Source organism: Roseateles sp. 22389 (assembly GCF_052044995.1).
Lineage (GTDB): Bacteria > Pseudomonadota > Gammaproteobacteria > Burkholderiales > Burkholderiaceae_C > Roseateles.
On the sequence record NZ_JBQEOF010000002.1, the window covers coordinates 304,407 to 331,099 of the forward strand.

The 26,693-nt window shown below is 68.2% G+C and carries 23 protein-coding genes; 11 read left to right on the plus strand and 12 right to left on the minus strand.

What is annotated here, in order from left to right; genetic code table 11:
• The first annotated feature begins 124 nt into the window (after positions 1 to 124).
• The 4 genes from hpnC to ACTJKJ_RS04410 all read left to right on the plus strand — a co-directional run bounded on the left by hpnC (position 125) and on the right by ACTJKJ_RS04410 (position 4,069).
• A complete protein-coding gene (gene hpnC, locus ACTJKJ_RS04395; protein WP_440819683.1) occupies positions 125 to 997 on the plus strand; it encodes a squalene synthase HpnC in 873 nt (290 codons plus the stop codon).
• Entirely contained in the window at positions 994 to 1,896 is a 903-nt protein-coding gene (hpnD, locus tag ACTJKJ_RS04400; protein WP_440819684.1) for a presqualene diphosphate synthase HpnD, read from the plus strand. Before hpnC ends, hpnD begins: the two co-directional genes overlap by 4 nt.
• 1 nt (position 1,897) lies before the next feature.
• Positions 1,898 to 3,181: a hydroxysqualene dehydroxylase HpnE gene (hpnE, locus tag ACTJKJ_RS04405; protein ID WP_440819685.1), complete on the plus strand. Its 1,284-nt coding sequence runs from the start codon at positions 1,898 to 1,900 to the stop codon at positions 3,179 to 3,181.
• Positions 3,182 to 3,301: 120 nt separating this feature from the next.
• Positions 3,302 to 4,069 (plus strand): IclR family transcriptional regulator, encoded by a 768-nt coding sequence (locus tag ACTJKJ_RS04410; RefSeq protein ID WP_183490351.1) that lies wholly within the window; start codon positions 3,302 to 3,304, stop codon positions 4,067 to 4,069.
• Positions 4,070 to 4,166: 97 nt separating this feature from the next.
• On the opposite strand, the gene pbpG is transcribed toward ACTJKJ_RS04410, so the two are convergent.
• The 7 genes from pbpG to ACTJKJ_RS04445 all read right to left on the minus strand — a co-directional run bounded on the left by pbpG (position 4,167) and on the right by ACTJKJ_RS04445 (position 13,549).
• Positions 4,167 to 5,198: a D-alanyl-D-alanine endopeptidase gene (gene pbpG, locus ACTJKJ_RS04415; RefSeq protein WP_147240977.1), complete on the minus strand. Its 1,032-nt coding sequence runs from the start codon at positions 5,196 to 5,198 to the stop codon at positions 4,167 to 4,169.
• A gap of 182 nt (positions 5,199 to 5,380) precedes the next feature.
• Positions 5,381 to 6,922, minus strand: a complete 1,542-nt coding sequence (locus tag ACTJKJ_RS04420) for a 2-isopropylmalate synthase (RefSeq protein WP_091722769.1) — start codon at positions 6,920 to 6,922, stop codon at positions 5,381 to 5,383.
• Positions 6,923 to 7,007: 85 nt separating this feature from the next.
• Entirely contained in the window at positions 7,008 to 8,693 is a 1,686-nt protein-coding gene (gene leuA, locus ACTJKJ_RS04425) for a 2-isopropylmalate synthase (RefSeq protein WP_440819687.1), read from the minus strand.
• Positions 8,694 to 8,969: 276 nt separating this feature from the next.
• The gene (gene pssA / locus ACTJKJ_RS04430) at positions 8,970 to 9,818 is read right to left on the minus strand and encodes a CDP-diacylglycerol--serine O-phosphatidyltransferase (RefSeq protein WP_147243034.1); all 849 of its coding nucleotides are present in this window, start codon (positions 9,816 to 9,818) and stop codon (positions 8,970 to 8,972) included.
• A 198-nt stretch (positions 9,819 to 10,016) separates the two neighbouring features.
• On the minus strand, positions 10,017 to 11,033 hold the full coding sequence (ilvC, locus tag ACTJKJ_RS04435) for a ketol-acid reductoisomerase (RefSeq protein ID WP_091722757.1): 1,017 nt from the start codon (positions 11,031 to 11,033) through the stop codon (positions 10,017 to 10,019).
• A 52-nt stretch (positions 11,034 to 11,085) separates the two neighbouring features.
• Positions 11,086 to 11,577 (minus strand): acetolactate synthase small subunit, encoded by a 492-nt coding sequence (ilvN, locus tag ACTJKJ_RS04440; protein ID WP_091722753.1) that lies wholly within the window; start codon positions 11,575 to 11,577, stop codon positions 11,086 to 11,088.
• Positions 11,578 to 11,752: 175 nt separating this feature from the next.
• Positions 11,753 to 13,549, minus strand: coding sequence for an acetolactate synthase 3 catalytic subunit (locus ACTJKJ_RS04445; protein ID WP_147243033.1), 1,797 nt, complete (start codon positions 13,547 to 13,549; stop codon positions 11,753 to 11,755).
• 259 nt (positions 13,550 to 13,808) lie between these two features.
• Here ACTJKJ_RS04445 and ACTJKJ_RS04450 point away from each other — a divergent pair, with 259 nt between their 5' ends.
• The 5 genes from ACTJKJ_RS04450 (at position 13,809) to ACTJKJ_RS04470 (ending at position 16,699) form a co-directional block, all read left to right on the plus strand.
• The gene (locus ACTJKJ_RS04450; protein WP_091722747.1) at positions 13,809 to 14,375 is read left to right on the plus strand and encodes an RNA polymerase sigma factor; all 567 of its coding nucleotides are present in this window, start codon (positions 13,809 to 13,811) and stop codon (positions 14,373 to 14,375) included.
• Positions 14,372 to 14,890, plus strand: coding sequence for a DUF3619 family protein (locus ACTJKJ_RS04455; RefSeq protein ID WP_440819688.1), 519 nt, complete (start codon positions 14,372 to 14,374; stop codon positions 14,888 to 14,890). Before ACTJKJ_RS04450 ends, ACTJKJ_RS04455 begins: the two co-directional genes overlap by 4 nt.
• A gap of 77 nt (positions 14,891 to 14,967) precedes the next feature.
• Complete coding sequence (locus ACTJKJ_RS04460; protein WP_440819689.1) at positions 14,968 to 15,738, plus strand: DUF3106 domain-containing protein; 771 nt, start codon at positions 14,968 to 14,970, stop codon at positions 15,736 to 15,738.
• Between the two features lie 9 nt (positions 15,739 to 15,747).
• Positions 15,748 to 16,302: an RDD family protein gene (locus tag ACTJKJ_RS04465; RefSeq protein ID WP_440819690.1), complete on the plus strand. Its 555-nt coding sequence runs from the start codon at positions 15,748 to 15,750 to the stop codon at positions 16,300 to 16,302.
• A 19-nt stretch (positions 16,303 to 16,321) separates the two neighbouring features.
• Positions 16,322 to 16,699, plus strand: coding sequence for a diacylglycerol kinase (locus ACTJKJ_RS04470; protein ID WP_099861024.1), 378 nt, complete (start codon positions 16,322 to 16,324; stop codon positions 16,697 to 16,699).
• Between the two features lie 96 nt (positions 16,700 to 16,795).
• Here ACTJKJ_RS04470 and ACTJKJ_RS04475 read toward each other — a convergent pair whose 3' ends face one another.
• Together ACTJKJ_RS04475 and ACTJKJ_RS04480 are read right to left on the minus strand one after the other, a co-directional pair.
• Positions 16,796 to 17,134, minus strand: coding sequence for a P-II family nitrogen regulator (locus ACTJKJ_RS04475; protein ID WP_091722727.1), 339 nt, complete (start codon positions 17,132 to 17,134; stop codon positions 16,796 to 16,798).
• Positions 17,135 to 17,242: 108 nt separating this feature from the next.
• Positions 17,243 to 19,339, minus strand: a complete 2,097-nt coding sequence (locus ACTJKJ_RS04480) for an NAD(+) synthase (protein WP_440819691.1) — start codon at positions 19,337 to 19,339, stop codon at positions 17,243 to 17,245.
• Between the two features lie 127 nt (positions 19,340 to 19,466).
• Here ACTJKJ_RS04480 and ACTJKJ_RS04485 point away from each other — a divergent pair, with 127 nt between their 5' ends.
• Positions 19,467 to 20,708 (plus strand): GNAT family N-acetyltransferase, encoded by a 1,242-nt coding sequence (locus tag ACTJKJ_RS04485; RefSeq protein WP_440819692.1) that lies wholly within the window; start codon positions 19,467 to 19,469, stop codon positions 20,706 to 20,708.
• 5 nt (positions 20,709 to 20,713) lie between these two features.
• Here the strand turns inward: ACTJKJ_RS04485 and ACTJKJ_RS04490 are convergent, their stop codons facing one another.
• The 3 genes from ACTJKJ_RS04490 to ppa form a co-directional block, all read right to left on the minus strand.
• On the minus strand, positions 20,714 to 21,346 hold the full coding sequence (locus ACTJKJ_RS04490; protein ID WP_297387005.1) for an RloB family protein: 633 nt from the start codon (positions 21,344 to 21,346) through the stop codon (positions 20,714 to 20,716).
• Positions 21,343 to 22,671: an AAA family ATPase gene (locus tag ACTJKJ_RS04495; RefSeq protein WP_440819693.1), complete on the minus strand. Its 1,329-nt coding sequence runs from the start codon at positions 22,669 to 22,671 to the stop codon at positions 21,343 to 21,345. The genes ACTJKJ_RS04490 and ACTJKJ_RS04495 overlap by 4 nt, the downstream gene beginning before the upstream one ends.
• A gap of 154 nt (positions 22,672 to 22,825) precedes the next feature.
• A complete protein-coding gene (gene ppa, locus ACTJKJ_RS04500; RefSeq protein ID WP_091722714.1) occupies positions 22,826 to 23,365 on the minus strand; it encodes an inorganic diphosphatase in 540 nt (179 codons plus the stop codon).
• A gap of 252 nt (positions 23,366 to 23,617) precedes the next feature.
• On the opposite strand from ppa, the gene ACTJKJ_RS04505 reads away from it, so the two are divergent.
• A complete protein-coding gene (locus ACTJKJ_RS04505; protein WP_440819694.1) occupies positions 23,618 to 26,680 on the plus strand; it encodes a PKD domain-containing protein in 3,063 nt (1,020 codons plus the stop codon).
• Positions 26,681 to 26,693 lie beyond the last annotated feature (13 nt).

Sequence of the window (26,693 nt, forward strand, 5' to 3'; positions counted from 1 at the left end):
TCAAACCGACGGCGTACGGTTCGCCGGGGTACTGCTCGTGTACTGCGGTTCTTGACGTTCCCGGGGAACGGCGCGGGGATCGGGGCGTCAGGTTGTCGGAAACGGCACCGCCGCTCAGCGGAGAATGCCGGCCGTGAGCATAGAGCACTACGAAAACTTTCCTGTCGCTTCCTGGCTGTGTCCGCCGGCGCTGCGTCCCGCGATCATGGCGATCTACGGCTTCGCGCGCACCGCCGACGACCTCGCCGACGAAGGCGACGCCAGCGCCGCCCAGCGACTGCGCGACCTCGCCGATTACCGCGCAGACCTGCGCGCGGTGGCGGCGGGCCGGGCGCCCTCCCCGCGCTGGGCCGCGCGGGTGTTCGCGCCGCTGGCGCGGGCGATCGCCGAGCACCGGCTGCCGCTGCCCTTGCTGGAGGACCTCCTCGACGCCTTCGAGCAGGACCTGGTCAAGACCGACTACGCCACCCGCGCCGAACTGCTGGACTACTGCCGGCGCTCGGCCAACCCGGTCGGGCGGCTGCTGCTGCATCTGTACGGCATCGACGACGCCGACGCGCTGAGGCAGTCGGACGCGATCTGTTCGGCGCTGCAACTGATCAATTTCTGGCAGGACTTCACCGTCGACGGTCCGCGCGGCCGGATCTACGCGCCGCTGGAGGACCGCCGGCGTCACGGCGTCGAGGGACAGGACCTGCTGTCCCTGCGCGACAGTCCGGCGGCGCGGGCGCTGATCGCCGAGCTCTGCGGCTGGGCCCGCGCGCTGATGGCGGACGGGGCGCCGCTGGTCCACCGGATCCCGGGCCGGGCCGGCTGGGAGCTGCGCTTGGTGGTACAAGGCGGCCTTCGCATTCTCGACAGGCTGCAGGCGATGCGCTTCGCCGCCCTGCTGCGACGCCCCACCGTCGGCGCCGCCGACGCGCCCCTGTTGCTGTGGCGCGCGCTGACGATGAACGCGACCCCCAGCAACACCCGCCGCGAAGGGACGGCGCGATGAGCACCAAGACCGACAAGACCCCCGATGCGACGGCCAGCGCCGGCGCCGCCTCCACGCCGGAGCAGTACGTCCAGCAGAAGGCCGCCGCCAGCGGCTCGAGCTTCTATTACGCCTTCCTCTTCCTGCCGCCGCCGCGGCGCGCGGCGATCACCGCGTTCTACGCGTTCTGCCGCGAGGTCGACGACGTCGTCGACGAGGTCTCGGATCCCGGCGTGGCCGCGACCAAGCTGGCCTGGTGGCGCAAGGAGGTCATGAGCGCCTTCAACGGCCAGCCCTCGCACCCGGCGATGAAGGCGCTGCTGCCGCACGTGAAGGACTACGACATCCGCGCCGAGCACCTGCTGGCCGTCATCGACGGCTGCCAGATGGACCTGGAGCAGACGCGCTACCTGGACTTCGCCGGCCTGCAGCGCTATTGCCACCTGGTGGCGGGCGTGGTGGGCGAGGTGGCGTCGGGCATCTTCGGCCGCACCGACGCCCAGACCATCGCCTACGCCCACAAGCTGGGCTTGGCGATGCAGCTGACCAACATCATCCGCGACGTCGGCGACGACGCGCGCCGCGGCCGCATCTATCTGCCGGTGAGCGAGCTGCAGCAGTTCGACGTCAAGGCCCACGAGATCCTCAAGCGCGACGCGCCCTGGGGCTACAGCGACCGCTTCCTGGCGCTGATGAAGTTCCAGGCCGAACGCGCGCACCGCCTCTACGACGAGGCCATGGCGCTGTTGCCCGAGGCCGACCGCAAGGCGCAGAAGCCCGGCGTCATGATGGCCAACATCTACCGCACGCTGCTGCGCGAGATCGAGGCCGAGCAGTTCCAGGTCCTGCAGCAACGCATCGCGCTGACGCCGCTGCGCAAGCTGTGGATCGCGATGAAGACCAACTGGCGCGGGCGCTGAGGTGACCCGCATCGCCGTCATCGGCGGCGGCTGGGCCGGCCTGGCCGCGGCCGTGGAGGCGGTCTCGCTGGGCGCCGCCGTCACGCTGTTCGAGATGGCGCCGACGCTCGGCGGCCGGGCGCGCAGCCTCGAAGGCAGCGAGCCGGCACTGGACAACGGCCAGCACATCCTGATCGGCGCCTACACGGCATCGCTGGCCCTGATGCGCCGCGTCGGCGCCGACCCCGACGCGGACCTGCTGCGCACGCCGCTGCGGCTGCGTTATCCCGACCGCGAGACCCTCACCCTGCCCGCCGGCCTGCCCACGCTCGCCTTCCTGCGCGGGGTGCTGGGCTGTGCGGCCTGGTCCTGGCCCGACCGGATGCGGTTCCTGATGGCGAGCAGCGGCTGGACGATGCGCGGCTTCCGCTGCGACCCGGCGCTCACGGTGGCCGAGCTCTGCGCCCACCTGCCGCGCGCGGTCCGCGATGACCTGATCGATCCGCTGTGCGTCGCCGCCCTGAACACGCCGGCGTCGCAGGCGAGCGCGCAGGTCTTCCTGCGCGTGCTGAAGGACGCGCTGTTCAGCGGCCCGGGCAGCGCGGACCTGCTGCTGCCACGGCGCGGCCTGAGCGCCCTGCTGCCGACACCGGCCCGCGACTGGCTGCTGGCGCGAGGCGCCCAGCTCCGCACGCAGCGCGTTCAAAGGCTGGAGGCATCGGGGCGCGGCTGGCTGGTCGACGGCGAGCCGGCCGACGCGGTCGTCGTCGCCTGCAGCTCGGTGGAGGCGGCACGGCTCACCCGCGACCTCGCCCCGCGCTGGAGCGCCATCGCCGGCGCCTTCGAGTTCCAGCCCATCGTGACCGTCTATCTGGAAAGCGCCGGCTCGGCGCTGCCCGCGCCCATGGTCGCGCTGCGGGAATCCGCCACCGAGCCGGCGCAGTTCGCCTTCGACCTGGGCCAGTTGGGCCAGCATCCCGGGCTGTTCAGCCTGGTCATCAGCGGCGCGGCGCCCTGGGTCGAACGAGGCCTGGAAGCGACCGGGGCCGCGGCCCTCGAACAGGCCATCCGGCACCTGCCCTGGCAGCGCGCGCCGAGGTTGGTCCGCGTGCTCAGCGAGAAGCGCGCGACCTTCGCCTGCACGCCGGGTCGGATTCGCCCCGAGGCGCCGATCGCGCCGGCGCTGTGGGCTGCCGGCGACTACCTGGCCGGTCCCTATCCAGCGACGCTGGAAGGCGCTGTGCGCAGCGGGATCGCCGCAGCCCGTTCCGCAATGCGGCAATCCGGGACCGACGCCACCTCCTGAGGGGGATTCATCGCGGCGCCACGCACCGCTGATGGGCAAAAGCGACGCAATGCGCCCGCTAGATGCGGCTCTCGGTTTCGCCATGCAAAACCTGAGCGAAATCCTTCACAATCGTCCGCCATGAAGTCCAAGGAGCTCCAGACCCCCGCGATCCAGGTCCTCGAGCGCACCTTCGCGCTGCTGGACGTCCTGGCCCAGCACCAGGATCCGGTGTCGCTGAAATTGATCAGCGAAACCACCGGCCTGCATCCCTCCACCGCCCACCGCATCCTGAACGACCTGGCGCTGGGTCGCTTCGTCGACCGCCCGGAGGCCGGCAGCTATCGGCTCGGCATGCGGCTGCTGGAACTGGGCAACCTGGTCAAGGCGCGGCTGGACGTCCGCGAGGCGGCCATCGGCCCGATGCGCGAGCTGCACAAGCTGACCCATCAGCCGGTCAATCTGTCGGTGCGCCAGGGCGACGAGATCGTCTACATCGAGCGGACCTATTCCGAGCGCAGCGGCATGCAGGTCGTGCGCGCGGTCGGCGGCCGGGCCCCGCTGCACCTGACCTCGGTCGGCAAGCTGTTCCTGGCGGGCGACGATCCCCAGCGGGTGCGCGCCTACGCGACCCGCACCGGCCTGTCGGGCCACACCCGCAACAGCCTGACCGACATCAGCCAGCTCGAGCGCGAGATGGCGCTGGTCCGCCAGCGCGGTGTCGCGCGCGACGACGAGGAGCTCGAACTGGGCGTGCGCTGCATGGCCGCCGGCATCTACGACGACCAGGGCAAGCTGGTCGCGGGGCTGTCGATCTCCGCGCCCGCGGACCGGCTCGAGGAAGGCTGGCTGCCGCGCCTGAAAGAGACGGCGACCCGGATCTCCGCCGCGCTGGGCTTCCGCGGCTGAATTCCGCGCGATCCCGGCGCGCGACCACGAAAAAACGGACCCGAGGGTCCGCTTCTGCATTCAGCCGGAGGCAGCTTGCTCCGGGGCGCTCCGGCAATTACTTCGCCGACACCGCCGGGATCACGGCCGCGGTCGTCGCGGCGGCGGGGGCCGTCGCCACGCCCGCCAGCGGCGAGGCGGCACCGGTGAGCCACTTGCGGACGCGTTCGGCGTCGCCGATCCGGGAGTATTTCCCGGCGGAGTCCAGGAACACCATGATCAGCTTGCGGCCGGCCAGCTGGGCCTGCATGACCAGGCACTGCCCCGCTTCATTGATGAAGCCCGTCTTCTGCAGGCCGATGTCCCAGTCGCCCTTGCGGACGAGGCCATTGGTGGTGCCGAAGCGGACCTGCCGGCGGCCCAGGGCCACGGTGTATTCGGACGAGGTCGACAGCTCGCGGATCAGCGGGAAGGCGTGGGCGACCTTGACCAGCTTGGCCAGGTCGGCCGCGCTGGACTGGTTGCGGCTGGACAGGCCGGTGGGCTCGACGTAATGGGTGTCCATCATGCCCAGCGCGCGCGCCTTGGCGTTCATCGCCGCGACGAAGGCCTCCAGGCCGCCCGGGTAGTTGCGCCCGAGCGCATGGGCCGCGCGGTTCTCCGAGGACATCAGCGCCAGGTGCAGCAATTCACCGCGGGTCAGTTCGGTGCCGATGGCCAGGCGCGACCCGGTGAACTTCTCGGTGTCCTTGTCCTCGTCGGTGATCTCGAGCTTCTCGTCGAGCGACTGGTTGGCCTCGACCACCAGCAGCGCGGTCATCAGCTTGGTGATGGACGCGATCGGCAGCACGGCCGAGGGGTTCTTCGAGAACAGGACCTCGTTGGTGTCCTGGTCGACGACATAGGCGACGCTGGATTTCAGGTCGAGGGGGTCCTCGGTGTCATGCAGGCCGTACATCGTCCCGAAGGACGGTTTGGACAGGGCCACTTCCCGGGCCGGTGCCGCCGCGCGGGCGGCCACCTTGCGGGGAGAGCGCGGGGCCGGTTTGGCCTTGCGCACGCTCTTCACCTTGGCTTTGGAGGACGACGCCGTGGCCGCCTGCGCCGGTTGAACCGGCACGAGACTGGCGGTCAGGCCCGTCAGCAACATGACGCCGCTGAGCGCGGCACCAGACAGCAATGTCGCAATGGTCTTCAATCCAGTCCCCAGAAGTGGGCGCGAGTTTAGGGGATCGCTGAAAGACCGGCAAGATCAATGACTTAACGCAGGCTCTTAAAGTGCCCGAATCCGTGCCATCCGACGCGGCCGGGCGGCCGGCGTGCGCTGTCCTGTCAACCTTGGGCGGCGACCCGCTCCGTTTTGCTTTGAAGCTTGTTCAGAGCGCTCAAATATGCTTTCGCGGAGGCGACGACGATATCGGGGTCTGCCCCCACGCCGTTCACCACGCGTCCGGCATGCTGCAGGCGCACCGTCACTTCGCCCTGGGATTCTGTGCTCCCGCTGGTGATCGCGCTGACCGAATACAGCAGCATTTCGGCCCCACTTCCGACCTTGCTCTCGATCGCCTTGAGCACCGCGTCGACCGGGCCGTTGCCGTCGCTCTCGGTGCGGTACTCGGTCTCGCCGGCGGCGAAGACGACCTGCGCCTGCGGGCGTTCACCGGTTTCGGAGCGCTGCGCCAGCGCCACCAGCCGGTAGTGCTCCTGGTCCTGCGTGACCGACTCGTCCATCACCAGCGCGATGATGTCCTCGTCGAAGATCTCGGCCTTGCGGTCGGCCAGGTCCTTGAAGCGGACGAAGGCGGCGTTGATCTCCGCCTCGGACGCCAGCTCCACGCCCAGTTCCTGCAAGCGCTGCTTGAAGGCGTTGCGCCCCGAGAGCTTGCCCAGCACGATCTTGTTGGCGCTCCAGCCCACGTCCTCGGCGCGCATGATCTCGTAGGTGTCGCGGGCCTTGAGCACGCCGTCCTGGTGGATGCCCGAGGCATGCGCGAAGGCATTGGCACCGACCACCGCCTTGTTGGGCTGGATCACGAAGCCGGTGGTCTGCGACACCATCCGGGACGCCGCCACGATCTGCGAGGGATCGACCCGCACGTCCAGGCCGAAATAGTCGCGGCGGGTCTTCACCGCCATCACGACCTCCTCCAGCGAGCAGTTGCCGGCGCGCTCACCCAGGCCGTTGATCGTGCACTCCACCTGGCGCGCGCCGCCGATCTTCACCCCGGCCAGCGAGTTGGCCACCGCCATGCCCAGGTCGTTGTGGCAGTGGACGCTCCAGATCGCCTGGTCCGAGTTGGGCACGCGCTCGCGCAGCGTCTTGATGAACTGGCCGTAGAGCTCGGGGATCGCGTAGCCGACGGTGTCCGGGATGTTGATCGTGCGGGCACCCTCGCGGATCACCGCCTCGACGACGCGGGCCAGGAACTCCGGATCGGAGCGGTAGCCGTCCTCGGGCGAGAACTCGATGTCGTCGGTCAGGTTGCGGGCGAAGCGCACCGCCTGGATCGCCTGCTCCAGCACCTGCTCGCGGGTCATCCGCAGCTTCTTCTCCATGTGGAGTTCGCTGGTGGCGATGAAGGTGTGGATGCGCGAACGCGCCGCGCCCTTCAGCGCCTCGGCGGCGCGGGCGATGTCGCGATCGTTGGCCCGCGCCAGCGAGCAGACGGTGCTGTCGCGGATCGCGTCGGCGATCGCCTTGACCGCCTCGAAGTCGCCGTGGCTGGCGGCCGCGAAGCCGGCCTCGATCACGTCCACCTTCAGCCGCTCCAGCTGCCGCGCGATGCGCAGCTTCTCGTCCTTGGTCATGGACGCGCCGGGCGACTGCTCACCGTCGCGCAGGGTGGTGTCGAAGATGATCAGTTGGTCGGACATGGGAGGCTTCCTTGCGGTGGCGGGGGCGGACCCGGTGGTCCGGGTCCCGGTCAGCGAGTTTAGGCGGCCGGCGGGCCCCGGCGGCTCAGGCCGCGATGCGGTCGGCGAGCTTGAGCACGCCGCGCTGCGAGGCGCGGCGCAGGCCCGAGACGATCGCCTTCAGCGACGCCGAGGCGATGTTGCCGTCCATGCCGACGCCGAACAGCGTGGCCTCGCCGACCCGCAGCTCCAGGTAGGCCACGGCCTGCGCATCGGCGCCGCTGCCCATCGCATGCTCGTGGTAGTCGAGCACCCGGACCTGGGTCTTGAGCAGCTTGTTCAGGCCCTCGACGAAGGCATCGATCGGGCCCTTGCCCTGGCCGTCGATCCGGACCATGCGCACGCACAGGTCGGCCTGCGCCTGCACGCGGGTCTGGCCATCCTCGCCGGTGTCGATCTGCGGATGCAGCGCCGGAGCCTGCCTGACGCCGTATTCGCGGTCGAAGATGCGCCACAGGTCGGCCGCGCCGAGTTCCTTGCCGTTCGTGTCCATCACGCCCTGGACGATCTGGCTGAACTCGATCTGCAGGCGGCGCGGCAGCTCGATGCCGTATTCGGCCTCGAGCAGGTAGGAGATGCCGCCCTTGCCCGACTGGCTGTTGACGCGAATCACCGCCTCGTAGCTGCGGCCCAGGTCCTTGGGGTCGATGGGCAGGTAGGGGATCTCCCAGACCTCGCCCTCCTTGCGGGCGGCGAAGGCCTTCTTGATCGCGTCCTGGTGCGAGCCCGAGAACGAGGTGTAGACCAGCTCGCCCACGTAGGGATGGCGCGGGTGGACGGGAATCTGGTTGCAGTGCTCGACGCAGCGGCGGACCTCGTCGATGTCGGAGAAGTCCAGTTCCGGATGCACGCCCTGCGTGTAAAGGTTGAGCGCGACGTTGACCAGGTCCAGGTTGCCGGTGCGCTCGCCATTGCCGAACAGGCAGCCCTCGACGCGGTCGGCGCCGGCCATCAAGGCCAGTTCGGCGGCGGCGGTGCCGGTGCCGCGGTCGTTGTGCGGATGGACCGACAGGATCACGCTGTCGCGGCGTTCGATGTTCCGGCCCATCCACTCGATCATGTCGGCGTAGATGTTGGGCGTCGAATGCTCGACGGTGGTCGGCAGGTTGATGATGATCTTGCGCTCGGGCGTCGGCCCCCAGGCCGCGGTCACCGCGTCGACGACGCGCTTGGAGAACGCCAGCTCGGTGCCCGAGAACATCTCCGGCGAGTACTCGAAGCGGAAGTCCGTCTCCGGCTGCTTCGCCGCCAGCTCGCGGATCATCGCCGTGTGGGTCACGGCCAGCTCGACGATCTCGTCCTCGCTCATGTTCAGCACGACGCGGCGCATCACCGGCGCGACCGCGTTGTAGAGATGGACGACCGCGCGCGGCACGCCGACCAGCGATTCGAAGGTGCGCTCGATCAGCGGCTGGCGGGCCTGCGTCAGGACCTGGATGGTCACGTCGTCAGGGATGTGGCCGTCCTCGATCAGCATGCGGACGAAATCGAAATCCGTCTGCGAGGCCGAGGGGAAGCCCACCTCGATCTCCTTGAAGCCGATCTTCACCAGCATCTGGAACATGCGCAGCTTGCGCTCGGGATCCATCGGCTCGATCAGCGCCTGGTTGCCGTCGCGCAGGTCGGTGCTCAGCCACAGCGGCGCCTTCGTGATCTGCGCGTCGGGCCAGCGGCGGTCCGGGAGGGCGATGGGGGCGAAGGCGCGGTACTTGGTCTGCGGTTGCTTGAGCATGGGAGCGTTCCTGGTGGGTTCAGGGGCGCAACTCGCAGACTCTCCAGAAACAGAAACGGCCCGCTGCGAGTTGCATTCGGGCCGTTGATCTGGGATGAGCGTCTGGATGGACGGACGTGCGCGATCTAGCGAACCCGAGGTTCAGCTAGTAGTAGCAGCGACAGCCCGAAGGCTTGACTGGTGGAGGCGGACACGAACGTCATGGGCGTCGAATATAGGGGCGCGGCGCGGCGGGCGTCAACGCGAATGGGCGAATGCACGCGCCGCAAGCGTTCGCTATCGGTGAAGGCCTGCTTCATCGGGCTCGTCGGTCGACATCGCGATCACGCTGGCCGGCTTGCCCTTGGCGCGCCGCACCGCGTAGACGACGTAGCCCGAGATGCCATAGGCGCAGAAGACGCCGAACAGCACCCGCGGCGGATCGATGTTGATCGCCGCGATGGCCAGCATGATCACCACCAGCACGATGAAAGGCACCGAGCGCTTGAAGGTGATGTCCTTGAAGCTGTAGAACGGCGCGTTGGTCACCATCGTGAGGCCCGCATAGAGCGTGAAGCCGAAGGCCAGCCAGGCCAGCGCCGGATCGCGGTGGATGTCCTTGTAGCCGGCGCTGTCCAGCGCCCAGATCAGGCTCATCACCAGCGCGGCCGCGGCGGGACTGGGCACGCCCTGGAAGAAGCGGCGGTCCACGACGGCGATGTTGGTGTTGAAGCGCGCCAGCCGCAGCGCCGCGCCAGCGATGTAGACGAAGGCGGCGAACCAGCCCCACTTGCCCAGTCCCTGCAGCGCCCAGGAATACATGATCAGCGCCGGCGCCGCGCCGAAGGACACCATGTCGGACAGCGAGTCCATCTGCTCGCCGAAGGTGCTCTGCGTGTTGGTCATGCGCGCGACGCGGCCGTCCAGGCTGTCGAGCACCATGGCCGCGAAGATGCCGTAGACGGACTGCTCGAAGCGCCCGCCGATGCCCATCACCACGGCATAGAAACCGCTGAACAGCGCGGCCAGGGTGAACAGGTTGGGCAGCAGGTAGATGCCCTTGTGGCGCGGGCGCTGCGGGGCGTCGAGGACGTCGGGCTCGTCCTCGTCGAGCAGGTCCACGCTCTTGTTCTGAGTCGAATTCATGGGCCGGGAGGATAACCCACCCCCTACCGGCTTGCGCCGGCCCCCTCAAGGGGGCGCACCCGGTGGCCTGGCAAAGCCACGCCACGGGTGCCGCTTGGAAGAGAAACAGCCGGCGAAACGCTCTGCCGGTGCGCGGCCCGAAGGCAAACAGCCCGGGCTGCTTGCGCAGGCCGGGCTGTCGAGGTGTTGATCAGGCGATCAGTTCTTGGACTTGTCGACCAGCTTGTTGGCCTTGATCCAGGGCATCATCGCGCGCAGCTGTTCGCCGACCTGCTCGATCGGGTGCTCGGCGGTCAGGCGGCGGCGGCTGATCAGCGTCGGGGCGCCGGCCTTGTTCTCCAGGATGAAGGACTTGGCGTACTCGCCGGTCTGGATGTCCTTCAGGCACTGGCGCATCGCGTCCTTGGTCGCCTCGGTCACCACGCGCGGGCCGGTGACGTACTCGCCGTACTCCGCGTTGTTGGAGATCGAGTAGTTCATGTTGCCGATGCCGCCTTCATAGATCAGGTCGACGATCAGCTTCAGTTCATGCAGGCACTCGAAGTAGGCCATCTCGGGCGCGTAACCGGCTTCGGTCAGCGTCTCGAAGCCGGCCTTGATCAGCTCGACGGCGCCGCCGCACAGCACGGCCTGCTCGCCAAACAGGTCGGTCTCGGTCTCTTCGCGGAACGAGGTCTGGATGATGCCGGCCTTGCCGCCACCGTTGGCCGCCGCATAGCTCAGGGCCAGGTCGCGCGCCTTGCCGGTCTTGTCGGCGTAGACCGCGATCAGGTGCGGCACGCCGCCGCCCTGGCGGTAGGTGTTGCGCACGGTGTGGCCCGGCGCCTTCGGGGCGACCATCCACACGTCCAGGTCCTCGCGCGGCTGCACCTGGCCGTAGTGGACGTTGAAGCCGTGGGCGAAGGCCAGCGACGCGCCCTGCTTGATGTTGGGTTCCACGTCCTTCTTGTAGACGTCGGCGATCTGCTCGTCCGGCAGCAGGATCATGACCACGTCGGCCGCCTTCACCGCCTCGGCGATCTCGGCGACCTTCAGGCCGGCGCCTTCGGCCTTGGCCCAGGACGCGCCGCCGCGGCGCAGACCCACGGTGACCTTCACGCCGCTCTCGTTCAGGTTCTGGGCATGGGCATGGCCTTGTGAGCCATAGCCGATGATGGTGACGTTCTTGCCCTTGATCAGGCTGAGGTCGGCGTCCTTGTCGTAGTACACGTTCATGGTGGTCTCTCCGGGGGAAATCAGTACAGGGGGGGTTCAGTGAAGCGCGCGTTCAGACGCGCAGGATCCGTTCGCCGCGGCCGATGCCGCTGGTGCCGGTGCGCACCGTCTCGAGGATCGCCGTGCGGTCGATCGCGTCGATGAAGGCGTCGAGCTTGCCGGCATCGCCGGTCAGTTCGATGGTGTAGGTCTTCTCGGTGACGTCGATGACATGGCCGCGGAAGATGTCCGAGGTGCGCTTGAGTTCCTCGCGCTCCTTGCCGACGGCGCGCACCTTGATCAGCATGAGCTCGCGCTCGATGTAGCGGCCTTCGGTCAGGTCGACGACCTTGACGACCTCGATCAGCCGGTTCAGGTGCTTGGTGATCTGCTCGATCACGTCGTCGCTGCCGCTGGTGACGATGGTCATGCGCGACAGCGAGGGGTCCTCGGTCGGCGCCACGGTCAGGCTCTCGATGTTGTAGCCGCGGGCGGAGAACAGCGCCACGACGCGCGACAGCGCGCCCGGCTCGTTCTCGATGAGCAAAGCAATGATGTGTTTCATGGAATCTCGTCCTTCGCGCTCTTCAGACCGCCGGCGGTAACCGGACGGCCCTTGGCCACGCTCTTCGATTCAGGGAATGGGCCGGATCGCTCCGAGCGCCTCTGGCTTTCCGCCGCCGGCCGCGACGCGCGCGGTAACGCGCGTCACGCCGGACGGCTTCGAGCCGTCAGCGGTCTCAGAGGTCCTCGGACCCCAGCAGCATTTCGGAGATGCCCTTGCCCGCCTGGACCATCGGCCAGACGTTCTCGGTCGGGTCGGTGCGCACATCCAGGAAGACGGTGCGGTCCTTCAAGCGCATCGCCTCGCGCAGCGCGGGCTCGACATCCGAGGGTCTCTCCACCAGCAGGCCCACATGCCCATAGGACTCGGCCAGCTTGACGAAGTCAGGCAGCGCATCCATGTAGCTGTGCGAGTAGCGCTTGCCGTAGTCCAGCTCCTGCCACTGCCGCACCATGCCCAGGTAGCGGTTGTTCAGCGAGACCACCTTCACAGGCGTCTTGTACTGCTGGCAGGTGGACAGCTCCTGGATGTTCATCTGGATGCTGCCCTCGCCGGTGATGCAGAAGACGTCCGACTCCGGCTTGGCGAGCTTGATGCCCATCGCATAAGGCAGGCCCACGCCCATCGTGCCCAGGCCGCCGGAGTTGATCCAGCGGCGCGGCTCGTTGAAGCGATAGAACTGCGCGGCCCACATCTGGTGCTGGCCGACATCGGAGGTGATGTAGGCGTCGCGGTCGCGGGTCAGGTTCCACAGCGTCTCGACGACCTGCTGCGGCTTGATGACGTCGCTGGACTGCTTGTAGGCGAGGCAGTCGCGCTTGCGCCAGTCGTTGATCTGGCTCCACCAGGCGTTGATCGAGTCCGCGTCGGGCCGCGCCTGCGCTTCCTTGATCTGCGCGATCAGTTCCTGCAGCACGTCCTTGACGTCGCCCACGATCGGGATGTCCACGCGCACGCGCTTGGAGATCGACGACGGGTCGATGTCGATGTGGATGATCTTGCGGTCGACCGACGCGAAGTGCTTCGGATTGCCGATGACGCGGTCATCGAAGCGGGCACCCACGGCCAGCAGCACGTCGCAGTGCTGCATCGTCATGTTGGCCTCGTAGGTGCCGTGCATGCCGAGCATGCCCAGGAAGCGCGGGTCGGTGCCGGGCATCGCGCCCAGGCCCATCAGCGTGTTGGTGCAGGGATACCCCAGCAGCTCCACCAGCTGGCGCAGCTCGGCCGTGGCCTCGCCCAGGATCACGCCGCCACCGGTATAGATATAGGGACGCTTGGCGCCCATCAGCAGCTGGACCGCCTTGCGGATCTGGCCGCTGTGGCCCTTCTTCACCGGGTTGTAGGAGCGCATCTCGACGCGCTCCGGGTAATGGAACGCGGTGCGGTTGAGCGAGACGTCCTTGGGGATGTCCACCACGACCGGGCCGGGCCGGCCGGTGCGCGCGATGTGGAAGGCCTTCTTCAGCGTCGTGGCGAGATCGCGGACGTCCTTGACCAGGAAGTTGTGCTTGACGATCGGGCGCGTGATGCCGACGGTGTCGCACTCCTGGAAGGCGTCCAGGCCGATGGCGGGCGTAGGGACCTGACCGGTGATGATCACCATCGGGATCGAGTCCATGTACGCCGTCGCGATGCCGGTGATCGCGTTCGTGACACCGGGACCCGAGGTCACCAGCGCGACGCCGACTTCGCCGGTCGCCCGGGCGTAGCCGTCGGCGGCGTGCACGGCGGCCTGCTCATGACGGACCAGCACGTGCTGGATGGCGTCCTGCTTGTAGAGCGCGTCGTAGATGTAGAGGACGGCACCGCCTGGATAGCCCCAGAGGAACTTCACGCCTTCGGCTTGAAGACTCTGAACCAGGATTTCGGAGCCATTCAGTTCCTGGCCGGAACTGACGGAATGGGGGTGCGGTTGTGAGCGAGCTTCCGTGATCGCTGCACGTTTGATGTCCGCGGCAGACATGTCCATATGTCGAACCTCTGAGATTTTCTCTGACGAAAAACCATCGGTGCTTCTCCTCGCGCTCTTGTGAAGCGGACTTGAAACGTCGCGTCAAAAACAGGGGCGCCGTGGTCGGGCGGCCTACTTGAGACAAAAACTGCGGTGTGCGAGGGGCCGATTATGCACGCAAACCCGCGCACGCCCGTTCGGCGGTGGCGATCTGTAGCGCTGGTGCGATAATCCGCGCCGTTTTGCCTGCCCGACCGCCCTTTCCGGCGCCAGCCCATTGGCCACAGACAAAGAACTCAACGACTTTCTCAAGACCGTCGACCGGCGTGCCTTCAAGCGCACGGTGTACATGGTGCGAGACGAGGACGCCGCACTGGACATCGTCCAGGACGCCATGATCCGGTTGGCGGAGAAATACTTCGATCGGCCGGCGGCGGAGTTGCCGCTGCTGTTCCAGCGCATCCTGTCGAACGCGACGATGGACTGGTTCCGGCGTCAGAAGGTCCGCAACGCGGTCTTCAGCAACCTGTCCGATTTCGAGGGGGGCGAGTCCGGCGAGGACTTCGACCTGCTGGAAATGCTGGAGACGCAGGAAGGCTCGATGGGAGCGCTGTCCGCCGCGGACGAGGTCTCGCGCGTTCAGGTGCTGGCCGCCATCGAACAGGAAGTTGCAGCATTGCCCGCGCGTCAACGGGAAGCCTTCCTCCTGCGTTACTGGGAAGAACTCGACGTTGCCGAAACGGCGGCGGTCATGGGTTGCTCGGAGGGCAGCGTCAAGACACACTGCTCCCGCGCCGTGCATGCGCTGGCCAAAACGCTGAAAGCCAAGGGAATCTCGCTATGAAGAAGAACACGCCAGGAACGCCGCTGCCGCTGGAGGCGGAAGCGCGCGTGACCCGTTTCGGCCTCCGGGTGGCCGCGGGTCTGACCGAGCAGAGCGAGACCCTGTCCGGCGATATCCAGGAGAGACTGCGCTTCGCGCGTGAGCAGGCGCTCGCCAAGGCCATGGCCGCACGTGCCGCCGCGCCCGCGCAGGCCGCTTCCGAAACGCGCCATGTGGGCAACGGCACGCTCGCGCTGGGCGGTGGCGAGAAGACCCCGCGCTGGCGCAAGGCCGCGGCGCTGCTGCCGCTGGCGCTGCTGCTGGGGGGCCTGCTGCTGATCCAGCACAGCCAGTGGTACGAGCAGATCCGCAGCGCGGCCGAACTCGACACCGAAATGCTCTCCAAGCCGCTCCCGCCGGCGGCGTACAGCGATCCGGGTTTCCGCGAATACCTCAACGAGGCGCCGAACGACCCGAGCAACGCCAACAGCCCCGAGGAAGGCGAGAAGTCCGACGAAGCAAAATCGTCGCAGTGAGGCGGCGCGTGGCCAGATCGTTCCGCCTCTCTTCGGCTCTCATCGGCCCTCTCGGCGTTTTCCCTGATTTCTCGACGATGCGTCGCCTGACGACGACCGCGCTCTGCGCGGCGCTCGGCTGCGTCGCCGCATCGGCGCAGGAGGGCCCCGCCCCCGCGCCAGCCCCCACTTCTCTTTCCGCATCCGCGCCCACGTCGCGCGCGTCTGCTGCCGCGCGCGCCACCGCCCCCGGTGTGCTGGTCGCCAATGTGAACTGGGCGTCGCTGAGCGCCTCCCAGAAGGAAGCCCTCGCGCCCCTGTCGAAGGAGTGGGACCAGCTCGACGGTGCCCGCAAGGGCAAGTGGCTGGAAATCGCCGCCCGCTATCCGACGCTCCCCACCGAGCAGCAACACCGGCTGCGCGAGCGGATGGTGGAGTGGACCCGCATGTCGCCCGCCGAGCGCCAACGCGCGCGCATCGGCTACCAGCATGCCGGCGAACTGCGCACGCCCGAGCAGGAATCGAAGCTGCGCGAGAAGTGGGACGCCTATCAGGCCCTGCCCGCCGAGAAGCGCCAGCGCCTGGCCGAACGCGCGGCCGAAAAAGCCTCGGCCGCCGGCCGTGAGGCGCCGGCTTCCGCCGTCTCTCATCGCGCCAAGGCGCCGATCCAGCGCGCGCCGCTGACCGCCGTCACTGGCCCCACCATCGTCCAGGCGCTGCCCGGCGCGACGACGGTGCTGATGACGCAGCGCGCCGATCCACCGCTGCCCGGCGCCAGCGCGGCGCCCGGCCGCCCGCTGCGCGCCCCGAGCGAGGCGGGGCTCAACCCGCACACGCTGCTGCCTCGCCGCACCGGGGCCAGCCGCTAAACTCGCCGGATGACCTCCGCACCCGCTGCCGGCGGCGACGCACCGCCCGGCCTGATGCGCCGCCTCGCGTCCTTCATCTATGAAGGCGTCGTCCTGTTCGGCGTCGTCTTCATCGCCGGCTGGCTGTATTCGACGCTCACCCAGCAGCGCAACGCGCTGGTCGGCACCCAGGGCCTGCAAGCCTTCCTGTTCCTGATCCTGGGCATCTACTTCATCTGGTTCTGGTCGCGCGGCGGCCAGACGGTGGCGATGCGCGCCTGGCACCTGCGGGTCGTCGACGCCCAGGGCCGGCCGCTCACGCAGGCGCGCGCCACCGCCCGCTACCTCGCCGCCTGGCTGTGGTTCCTGCCGGCGCTGGCCAGCGTCCGCCTGCTGGGACTGGACCAGAGCACCGGCGCCATCTTCGGCGCGATGTTCGCCGGTGTGGCGGGCTACCTGCTGCTGGCGCGGCTGCATCCACAGCGGCAGTTCCTGCACGACGTGATCTGCGGCACGCGCCTGGTCACGCAGCTGCCGCCGCCACGCGCCAAGAAACGCGCCGCGCCGCAGCCGGCCGATTCCTGATCCCCTGCCCCTCCCGACGATGAGCAATCCCCACAAGGGCCGCACCGGCCTGGACCGCATCCTGCACGCCGCCGGCTACTCCTGGGCCGGACTGCGCGCCGCCTACGTCGGCGAAAGCGCCTTCCGCCAGGAAACCTGGCTGACGATCATCGGCACGCCGCTGGCGTTCTGGCTGGGCCGGGACTGGGTGCAGGTCGCGCTGCTGCTGGGGTCGCTGATCCTGGTGCTGATCGTCGAGCTGCTCAATTCGGCGGTCGAGGCGGCGATCGACCGCGTCTCCTTCGAGCTCCACGAGCTCAGCAAGCGCGCCAAGGACATCGCCAGCGCCGCCGTGCTGCTGTCGCTGGTGCTGGCGGGCGGGATCTGGCTCGCGGCGATCTGGCAGCACCTGCGCTGAGGCGCTCCGATCCAGCGCGCGAAATGAACAAGGGCGGGACGCCGATCGGCGTCCCGCCCTTTCTTCATTCAGGGGGCCCGCGACGGGCCCGGACGGTCAGACCGCCGCTTCGTCCTGTTCGCCGGTGCGGATCCGGATGACCTGCTCGACGGCGGTGACGAAGATCTTGCCGTCGCCGATCTTGCCGGTCTTGGCGGCCTTCAGGATGGCATCGATGCACCGGTCGACCTCGTCGTCCTTCACCACCACCTCGACCTTCACCTTGGGCAGGAAGTCGACCACGTACTCGGCGCCGCGATACAGCTCGGTGTGTCCCTTCTGGCGGCCGAAGCCCTTCACTTCGGTGACCGTCAGGCCGGAGGCGCCGACCTCGGCCAGCGCTTCACGCACTTCGTCGAGCTTGAACGGTTTGATGATGGCGGTGATCTGTTTCATCACGAGGCTCCGAGAGGGGGTTTCTGGCAGGCAAGACTGGCTGTGATTTAAGCACGGATCTTTTGGGACGGCCCCCTCGGTTGAAGAAGGGGGACATCGCCCGCTCCGTCAATCCGGGATGCGGTCCAGGTCCGCGAGCCAGACCGCCGGCTCGGAATCGCTCGGCGCGCGCCAGTCCCCGCGCGGCGACAGCGATCCGCCGCTGCCGACCTTGGGCGCGTTGGGCACGCAGCTGCGCTTGAACTGACTGCCGCGGAAGAAGCGGCTCACGAAGATCCGCAGCACCCGCTTGATTTCCGCCAGCGGGTACTCGTTGCGCCGCACATGCTCGCCGTCGGGCCAGTCGCCACGCGCCCGGTCGCCCCACGCGTGCCGCGCCAGGAACGCGATCTTCGTCGGCGAGTAGCCATGGCGGATCGTGTAGAACAGGTTGAAATCCTGCAGCTCGTAGCGGCCGATCCGGTCCTCGGTGCTCTGCAGGCCGGACCCCTCGGCGGCCGCGTCCTGCGGCACCAGCTCCGGGCTGATCTCGGTGCCGAGGATGTCGAGCAGCACATCGCGCCCGGCATGGCCGAGCTGCTCGGTCTCCGCGACCCAGCGCACCAGGTACTGGATCAGCGTCTTGGGCACCGAGGCATTCACGTTGTAGTGCGACATGTGGTCGCCCACGCCGTAGGTACACCAGCCCAGCGCGAGCTCGCTGAGATCGCCCGTGCCCAGCACCAGCGCGCCGGTGTGGTTGGCCAGCCGGAACAGGTGGCTGGTGCGCTCGCCGGCCTGGACGTTCTCGAAGGTGACGTCGTAGACCGGCTCGCCCTTCGCATACGGGTGGCCGAGGTCCTTGAGCATCTGCTCGCAGCTGGGGCGGATGTCGATCTCGCGGGCCTCGCAGCCGATCTCCCGCATCAGGCGCAGCGCCTGGTCCCGCGTACGGCTGCCCGTCGCGAAGCCCGGCATCGTGACGCCCAGGATGTTGGACCGCGGCCAGCCCATCTGGTCCATCGCGCGCGCGGCGACCAGCAGCGCATGCGTCGAGTCCAGCCCGCCCGAGATGCCGACGACCAGCTTGTGGATGCCACTCGAAACCAGCCGCTGCACCAGCGCCTGGACCTGGATATGGAAGACCTCGTTGCAGCGCTCGTCGCGGCGCTGCCGATCGGCGGGCACATACGGGAAACGCTCGACGCGGCGGCGCAGCGGCAGCGGCTGCGCGCGGTCCAGGCCCAGCTCGAACTCGATGGTGCGGAAGCCCTTCAGCAGCGGCGCGTGGTGGCGCACCGAGTCGCCGAAGCTGGTCTGCCGCATGCGCTCGCGCGACAGCCGTTCGAGGTCGACGTCCGCCGCTACCAGCTGCGAGCGGCGCTGGAAGCGTTCGCTCTCGGCGAGGAAGCTGCCGTTCTCGTAGACCAGCGCCTGGCCGTCCCAGGCCAGGTCGGTGCTGGACTCGCCGGCGCCGGCCGAGCTGTAGACATAGGCCGCCAGGCAGCGGGCCGACTGCTGGCCGACCAGTTGCTGCCGATAGCCCGACTTGCCGACCGTGATGTTGGAGGCCGACAGGTTGACCAGCACCGTCGCGCCGGCGAGCGCCGCATAGGACGACGGCGGGATCGGCGTCCAGACGTCCTCGCAGATCTCGACATGCAGGCGCAGCAGCGGCAGGTCGCTGGCGGCGATCACGATGCGGGTCCCGAAGGCCACCCGCTGGCCGAGCAGCGTGATCTCCTCGGAGATCGCCTCGTCGGCGGCGTTGAACTGGCGGGCCTCGTAGAACTCGCCGTAGTTCGGCAGGTAGGTCTTGGGCAGCACCGCCAGCAGGCGGCCGCGCTGGAACACGACGGCGCAGTTGAACAAGCGGTGCTCGACGCGCAGCGGCAGGCCGACGATCGCCACCGTGGGCAGGTCCTTCGAGACGGCCAGCAGATGCGCCAGCGCGGCCTCGCAGCCGTCGAGCAGCGGGCGCTGATGGAAGAGGTCGTCGCTGGTGTAGGCGGCCAGTCCCAGTTCAGGGAACGCGGCGATCGCGGCGCCGTCGGCCGCCGCCTCGCGCAGCAGCTGCGCCGTCTGCTCGCCGTTGAAGGCCGGATCGGCGACGCGGCACAGCGGCACGCCGACCGCGACGCGGGCGAAGTCATGGGTGTAGAGGTTGTCGAAGGACGGGCCGGCGTGGGCGGCCGCGCTTGGGGTGGAAGGCGTCGTCGCTTGCATGGGGCTCATCCTGCCATCAAAGCGAGGGCTTTGAGCTTGCCCCTAAGATTTGCCGCGCATGACCGCGCCCTCGCCCCCCTCCCCGTTCCCCCCATCCTCCCCCGCGTCCCCCCCGCCGTCCCCCTCCGTGGCCGCGCCGGACGCGGACGCCGCGCCGGGCCCGGCCGCCGGTCGCACCGCTGCCGAGACGCCGCACGCCGTACAGCCGCTGATCCGGGTCGACGACGATCCCGCCGCGCTGCCGCGCGACCAATGGAACGCGCTGCTGGCGGCCTCCCCCTGGCCGTCGCCCTTCATGAAGCTCGAGTACCTCGAGGCGATGCAGGCGTCAGGCTCGGCGGTGGCGAGCAAGGGCTGGCAGGCGCAGTTCCTCAGCGTGTGGGAGGGCGACACGCTGATCGCCGCCTGCCCGGCCTACCTCAAGGGGCACTCCTATGGGGAGTACGTCTTCGACTGGGCCTGGGCCGATGCCTACGAGCGTCATGGCCTCCCCTACTACCCCAAGCTGTTGGTCGCCGTGCCCTTCACGCCGGTGCCCGGCAGCCGGCTGCTGGCCCGCGACGGCGCGGCCCGCGCCTGGCTGGTGAAGGCGCTGCGCGCGCTGACGGCGCGCTCCGAACTGTCGTCGGTGCATGTGCTCTTCGGTGACGAGCAGGACCAACGCGCGCTCACCGGCGACGACTGGCTGGCGCGGCAGCAGGTGCAGTTCCACTGGACGGGGGACGGCCAGCCGCGCGCCTTCGCCGACTACCTCGCGACGCTGCAGCGCGAGAAGCGCAAGAAGATCCAGCAGGAACGGCGCAGGGTCGCCGAGGCCGGCATCCGCTTCGAGACCCTGCGCGGCGCCGCGATCACGGCGGCGGACTGGGACTTCTTCTACGAGTGCTACACGCTCACCTACCTGGCGCACCGCAACAAGCCCTACCTGACGCGCGACTTCTTCGCGCGCATGGCGACGGACATGCCGGCGCACTGGCTGATGTTCGTGGCCCGCGACGATCAGGGCGAGCGCGTCGCGGCCTCGCTGGTGGCGATCGACGAATCGCAGCGCGCCGCGTATGGGCGCTACTGGGGCTCGACGCGCTACATCCCCCACCTGCATTTCGACGCCTGCTACTACCAGCCGCTGGCCTGGTGCCTGGAGAACGGCTGGCGCCGCTTCGAGGGCGGCGCGCAGGGCGAGCACAAGATGGCGCGCGGACTGATGCCGGTGGCGACGCATTCGGCGCACTGGCTGGCGCATCCGCAGTTCCGGGAGGCGGTCGCCGATTTCCTCCAGCGCGAGGGCCAGGCGATGGACGAGTACATCGACGAGCTGGAGCGGCATCAGCCGTTCAAGGCCGCACCGGAGCTCGAACGCCCCGATTGAGAGCCTCAGATCGGCTGGGGTTTGCCAAGCCGCTTGAAGCTCGCGATGACTTGATGCATCGGGGTACTCGGATTCTTCTCGGCGTCCGCTTCCGCATCTGCCATCGAACGCTCGGCATGCCGGCAAACAGCCGCCAACCGCGGCAGCAGCTTGTCGAACAGTCCTTTGACGCGGCCCTTGGCATAGTCGGCCATCTCCGGCTGCTCCCTCAAATGGCGAAGTGCGCAATCAGCCGGCGAGCGCTTTCCCTGCTGCTGATAAGGCGCTCGGACGTACTGGAAGTGAAGCAGCAGCCAGTACTCGAAACAAGGGTAGGACGTGAAGACCTGGACCTTCCCGCTTGCTGCCGCTTCCCGCTGGGCCTGGTCAAAGTTCCTTTGATCGTGGGTGTCCCGATCGATGACGCACAGCACGGTGTCGTACTTCTTCGACCTGGAGATCGCGGTGCGGACGATTCCGAGAGGATCGGTATGGCCGCTGTGAATCACCTCGATCTCCGCGACTGCGCGGAAGTGCGCTTTCGCGTCGATCAAGTATTCCCGGGATGAGCGCGCGTCCTCGCAAATCACCAGCGCCACGGCCTGCCTGAGCCTTGGTCCGCCGCGCTTGAAAGAACCTGCATCGCGCGTCATCGTCATTGGCCTCGGATGAATGGCAACGACCGGTACCGGCCTTCGTAATAGCGCTTCTCGATGTCTTCCCCCTCGCGCCCTTCGAAGTCATGAACGCAGCGCAATTGCGTCGCGCCCGTTTCATCACGCTCCGTGAGCCAGAACTGATCTCGCCGAAGCAGCTTCGCATCCATGAGATGCGTGTCATGCGTCGTGAACACCAGTTGTGTCGGATGAGCCCGCTCGATGTGTCGCCTTACGAGTTCCGCCACGACCTTGGGGTGAAGGCTGCTGTCGAACTCGTCGATGAAGCAGAAATCAAACGCATCGGGATGGAGATGTTCCCCAAACACCAGCCACGGGAAGGCGAAGCCGAGAAGATTCTGCGTCCCGCTGGACTCTTCCTCGAAGTCGAATTTGGCCGTGCCCAGCGCCGTGCGGTGCGTCAACGTGGTCTCGACATCCAGGGAGCTGATCTGCGCGAATCGATCGCGACGAGTCTTTGGATCCAGGTCCGTCAGGTCGTGGGACGCCGAGCCGGCCACGACCGGCTTCGCTGAGATGTCCGTGACCGGGACGTCGACGTCGGACAGAAATCCCGTCACGAACTCTGCGAACTTTGAAGACTGCGCAATCATGTGCTGCGACATGTGCGCCATGGCCTGCATGCCGCCAATGCCTGAGACATACATGCGCCGGAGCCAGGAGAACGGAACCCGCAATTGCGTGAGTTCAGCACTGCTGTTGGCAACCGCTTGGGCGAGAAACAGTGTCTGCGGGCCCGTCAGACTACGCCACACATTCGCGAGCGCGTGGCCGCCCTCCAGTTGCTCCCCGAACTCGTAGACCTCTTGCCCGTCCATCAGGCGGCGGTCATAGAGCTTGCAGCCTTTTCCCCTGCGATATCGCGTCAGCACTTCACGATGGACACGTTCGGCGGAGATCGCCACTTCATATCCGAAGCGAATCCCCTCGTGGATGAAATTGATCTCGAAGCGAGACGGTCGGGAATGGGCGTCCTTGTCAAACCGGAACGGGGCGGCCGGCAATTTGCGAAGGTCTGCCGACGGCGAACGTTCGACCATGTCGAACAGGGCCCGGAAGGCCAACATCAAGGTGCTCTTGCCCGACGCATTCGGCCCGTAGATGGCCGCGGCCTTCAGCAAGGGAGGGAAGCTCTTCTCGTCGAGTATTCCGGCAGGGACCACGTTGCCCCGCTTTTGCAACCGGGGCGCGGCCACCATGGAGAGCGTGACCGGCTGGTGGATCGACCGAAAGTTCTCGACAGTGAATTCAATCAACATACGGTTTTCCCGCAGCTTCTCGCCGAACCAGCGCTGAATGTACGCCAACCATGAGTCGAAGTGCAATTTTTATGCAATTCGCCATCAAGATTGGACACCAGCGCCGGCTAAAGGCGAGTCAGAAGCGACAAAGCGCCCCTCGGGGCGCTTTTGTCACTTGCGCGGGGCCGGACAGCGAGCTGTCCGGTCGCCGATGTTCGCCTCAGCCCTGCTGCGCCTTCGCGTAGTTGGCCAGGCCGTCGGTGATTTCCTTCTTGGCGGCCTCGGGGCCTTCCCAGCCCTTGACCTTCACCCACTTGCCGGCTTCCAGGTCCTTGTAGTGCTCGAAGAAGTGCTGGATCGCCTTCAGGCGCATCTGGTTGATGTCCTCGGGCTTGGTCCAGTGCTCGTAGATCGGCAGGATCTTGGTCGTCGGCACGGCCAGCAGCTTGGCGTCGCCGCCGGCTTCGTCGTCCATCTGCAGCACGCCGATGGCGCGGCAGGTCACCACCACGCCGGGGGTCAGCGGGAACGGCGTGATCACCAGCACGTCCACCGGATCGCCGTCATCGGCCAGCGTCTGCGGGATGTAGCCGTAGTTGCAGGGGTAATGCATGGCCGTCGTCATGAAGCGGTCGACGAACAGCGCGCCGCTTTCCTTGTCGACCTCGTACTTGATCGGGTCAGCGTTCATCGGGATCTCGATGACGACGTTGAACTGCTCGGGCGCCTTCGCGCCGGGGGTGACTTTGTGCAGGCTCATGGTGGTGGACGGCGAGTGAATCCGGGGAAATCCGGGAAAACCGCGATTCTAGAGGGTCGCCTGAACCGGCACTGACGCAGCGCCGCCCACCCGCATTCGCGGGGGGCGATCGCCCCCAAGGGGTGGCCTGGCCTCCCGGCAGGCTCGTGCAGAATCCGCCCGCCCGTGTGTCGAGGCCGGCACACTAGCGAAACAAACAAGACAAGACGTCCGCGTCACGCGCGGACTGGCGAGGGATTCCCGATGGTTCGAATGAATGGCGTCCGCGCGTCCACCTGGGTCGCGCGGCTGGCAATGCTTGCGCTCGTCGCGCTGCTCACCGCCTGCGGCGGCGGCGGGGGCGGCGGAGGCGCCGATGCCGGCACGCCGCCGCCACCGCCGCTGGGCGTGACCATCTCCGGCGTGAGCCCGGCCGCGACGCTGGCCGGCGGCAGCATCAAGTTCACCAGCGCGCCCACCGGCGGCCAGCCGCCCTACCGTTACGACTGGGCCTTCGGCGACGGCGGCACGCTCAGCGGCGCCAACGCCGGCGCGGTCGCGGACCACGTCTATGCCAGCGCCTCACCGCGATATTCGATCCTGCTCACGGTGACCGACGCCGCCGGCAAGACCGCCCAGGCCTCGACCTCGGTGACGGTGGAGGACGCGTCCGGCCTGAACGTGGTCACCACCAACGGGGGCGTTTTCTCGGTCGGTCAACAAGTCGCGCTGTGGCCGTCCAGCTACCCGCTGACGCCGGTGCGCTACGACTGGGACCTCGGCGACGGACGCACTGCCCAAGGCCAGGATCCCAAGGCCGTCTACACCGTCAAGGGCCAGTACACCGTCGCGCTGGTCGCCACCTATGAGAACGGCATCCAGCGTCGCGCCAGCACGACGATCAACGTCGCCGTCGACGCACCGACACTGAGCGTCTCCACGCCGACCACGATCTATTTGGACTACGCCACCCCGGTGACCTTCTCGCCGGCGCTCGAGACCGGCGACAACGTGACGCTGGAGGTCGATGGCCAGCCCTTCGCCTGGTTCGGCTCGGGCATCAGCCAGGCCTGGTTCAAGAAGACCGGCAGCTACGAGGTGAAGGCCACGCGCCGCAACTCGACCGGCGCGACGGCGGTGGCCACCTTCTCCGTCACGGTGAAGGAGCCCACCCCGCCGTCCGGGCTGACGCTGGCGGTGACGCAGAGCACGGTCAAGCCGGGCGAGGCCAGCGCCTCGGTCTACCTGTTCGCCACCACCGGCAACGACGGGACCGACCCCAGCAACGCCATCTCCAAGTTCCGGTGGGAATTCGGCGACGGCACCCCCGACGCGGACAACTGGAGCAGCGTCACCCATGCCTTCCCGGCGGTGGGGACCTACACCGTCAAGGTGACCGGCACGAACCGCTACGGCCTGAGCTCGACCGCCACCGGCACGATCAGCGTCGGTCCTCGCCAGGTGCTGCGACAACTGGCCGGCGAAAGCGTCACCGCGACGCGGACCGACGGTCCCGCGCTGCAGGCCCGCTTCATGGCGCCGGACCGACTGGCCTTCGACGCCGCCGGCAATCTCTTCATCGGCGACGCCGGCAACGCCGCGGTACGCAAGCTCACGCCGCAAGGCACCGTCTCGACGATCAAGCTGCGCTTCGACCACTGCGGCTACTGGGGCGACAGCGTCAGCGCGCAACTGGCGCCGCATGGCGCCGGCTCGCTGGACCTGTTCATGAACTGTGGCGGCCTGCAGCGCTTCGACGCCAGCGGTGCCCTGCTCGCCAGCGACGCCTCGGCCTACGCGCCGGTGGGCAGCGACCTCCGGATCTCGGGCATGGCCCGCGCGCCCGATGGCGCGCTGACCTTCTCGGGCTCGCATGTGCTGCGCCGGCTCGAGACCGACGGCACCGTCACCTACCTGGCCGGCGTGCTGGACACCTCGGGCGGCGCCGATGGCAAGGGCATCGCGGCGACCTTCAACGGCGCCTACAGCATCGGCTACGACGCGGCCGGCTCGCTCTACGTGGCGGAGTGGTACCGCATCCGCAAGGTGGGCGCGGACGGCACGGTCTCGACCGTGGCGGGCCGCCTCGAGAACGGCCTGATGCATCACGCCACGGACGGCCAGGGCACCGCCGCCGACTTCACCTACATCCGCGACATCGCGGTCTCGGCCGACGGCACGGTCCATGTGCTGCAGCAGGACGGGACGATCCGCCGGGTCTCGCCCGCGGGCGTCGTCACGACGCTACCGGCCGCGGCGGACGCGAACCTGCGCGCGATCGCGGTCGCGCCGGACGGGACCGTGGTCGTGGCGGACGGTTATCGCCACCTCATCCTGCGCGTCAATGCCGACGGGTCGACCACCACGCTCGCCGGCGTGCCGCCCGCCTTCGCGCGCATCGACGGTGCGGCGAACGACGCGACCTTCTGGGGCGCCTCCGGGGTCGCGCAGGGACCCAGCGGCGCGCTCTACGTCGCCGACGGCATGAACCACGCACTGCGCAAGATCGCGCCGGACGGCCAGGTGACGACGCTGGCGGTGTTCTCGAGCAACTCGGTGCAGGTCTACGGCACGACGCCCTTCCGGCGCTCGATTCCCCGCCTGGGCGGCGTCGCGGTGGACGACCAGGAGAACGTCTACGTCGCCGACGCCTTCATGAACGTGATCCGCAAGGTGGCGCCGGACGGCACGCAGACCGTGCTGGCCGGCCAGGAAGGCTCGATGGGCTACGCCAACGGCACGGCGGCGCAGGCGCGCTTCTACTCGCCGCTGGGCGTGGCGGTGGACGCGGCGCGCAACGTCTACGTGGCCGACTTCAATCACGCGATCCGCAAGATCACGCCGGCGGGCAACGTCTCCACGATCGCGGGCGTCGGCGGTTTCGCCAACTTCCAGGACGGCACCGGCAGCAGCGCCTACTTCAACTTCCCGAGCCATCTCACGGCGGCCCCCGACGGCACGGTCTACGTCTCCGACTACGGCAACCAACGGATCCGCAAGATCACCCCGGCCGGCGAGGTGTCCACGGTCGCGGGCCGCAGCGCCTACCTGTGCAGCGCCGAGGGTCCGCTGGGCACCAATTGCGTGGAGGGGCCGATGGGCCTGGCGCTGGACCCGGTCAACGGCGAGCTCTACATCGCCGGCTATTTCGGCGTGCTGCGCCTGCGCGGCGACGGCTGGCTGGAGAAGGTGATCGCATCCGACAACTTGCGCCGCACGCAGGTCGGCACCCTGCCCGCCAACCTGAACACAGTGGACGGCATCGCCGTGCTGGCGGACCGGCAGCTCGTCATGACCAGCGGCAATGCGGTGATGGCCACGGGCTTCCAGCCCTGATCCGCGGCGGCGA

Bases quoted from the DNA above. Each gene is read 5' to 3' on its own strand.
- ACTJKJ_RS04410 (WP_183490351.1), top strand. From the start codon at position 3,302: ATGAAGTCCAAGGAGCTCCAGACCCCCGCGATCCAGGTCCTCGAGCGC.
- ACTJKJ_RS04470 (WP_099861024.1), top strand. From the start codon at position 16,322: ATGAGCAATCCCCACAAGGGCCGCACCGGCCTGGACCGCATCCTGCAC.
- ilvN (WP_091722753.1), bottom strand. From the start codon at position 11,577: ATGAAACACATCATTGCTTTGCTCATCGAGAACGAGCCGGGCGCGCTG.
- ACTJKJ_RS04445 (WP_147243033.1), bottom strand. From the start codon at position 13,549: ATGGACATGTCTGCCGCGGACATCAAACGTGCAGCGATCACGGAAGCT.
- ACTJKJ_RS04460 (WP_440819689.1), top strand. From the start codon at position 14,968: ATGCGTCGCCTGACGACGACCGCGCTCTGCGCGGCGCTCGGCTGCGTC.
- ACTJKJ_RS04480 (WP_440819691.1), bottom strand. From the start codon at position 19,339: ATGCAAGCGACGACGCCTTCCACCCCAAGCGCGGCCGCCCACGCCGGC.
- pssA (WP_147243034.1), bottom strand. From the start codon at position 9,818: ATGAATTCGACTCAGAACAAGAGCGTGGACCTGCTCGACGAGGACGAG.
- ACTJKJ_RS04455 (WP_440819688.1), top strand. From the start codon at position 14,372: ATGAAGAAGAACACGCCAGGAACGCCGCTGCCGCTGGAGGCGGAAGCG.
- ACTJKJ_RS04490 (WP_297387005.1), bottom strand. From the start codon at position 21,346: ATGACGATGACGCGCGATGCAGGTTCTTTCAAGCGCGGCGGACCAAGG.
- ACTJKJ_RS04475 (WP_091722727.1), bottom strand. From the start codon at position 17,134: ATGAAACAGATCACCGCCATCATCAAACCGTTCAAGCTCGACGAAGTG.
- ilvC (WP_091722757.1), bottom strand. From the start codon at position 11,033: ATGAACGTGTACTACGACAAGGACGCCGACCTCAGCCTGATCAAGGGC.
- ACTJKJ_RS04505 (WP_440819694.1), top strand. From the start codon at position 23,618: ATGAATGGCGTCCGCGCGTCCACCTGGGTCGCGCGGCTGGCAATGCTT.
- pbpG (WP_147240977.1), bottom strand. From the start codon at position 5,198: ATGTTGCTGACGGGCCTGACCGCCAGTCTCGTGCCGGTTCAACCGGCG.
- ACTJKJ_RS04465 (WP_440819690.1), top strand. From the start codon at position 15,748: ATGACCTCCGCACCCGCTGCCGGCGGCGACGCACCGCCCGGCCTGATG.
- ACTJKJ_RS04420 (WP_091722769.1), bottom strand. From the start codon at position 6,922: ATGTCCGACCAACTGATCATCTTCGACACCACCCTGCGCGACGGTGAG.
- leuA (WP_440819687.1), bottom strand. From the start codon at position 8,693: ATGCTCAAGCAACCGCAGACCAAGTACCGCGCCTTCGCCCCCATCGCC.
- hpnD (WP_440819684.1), top strand. From the start codon at position 994: ATGAGCACCAAGACCGACAAGACCCCCGATGCGACGGCCAGCGCCGGC.
- hpnC (WP_440819683.1), top strand. From the start codon at position 125: ATGCCGGCCGTGAGCATAGAGCACTACGAAAACTTTCCTGTCGCTTCC.
- ppa (WP_091722714.1), bottom strand. From the start codon at position 23,365: ATGAGCCTGCACAAAGTCACCCCCGGCGCGAAGGCGCCCGAGCAGTTC.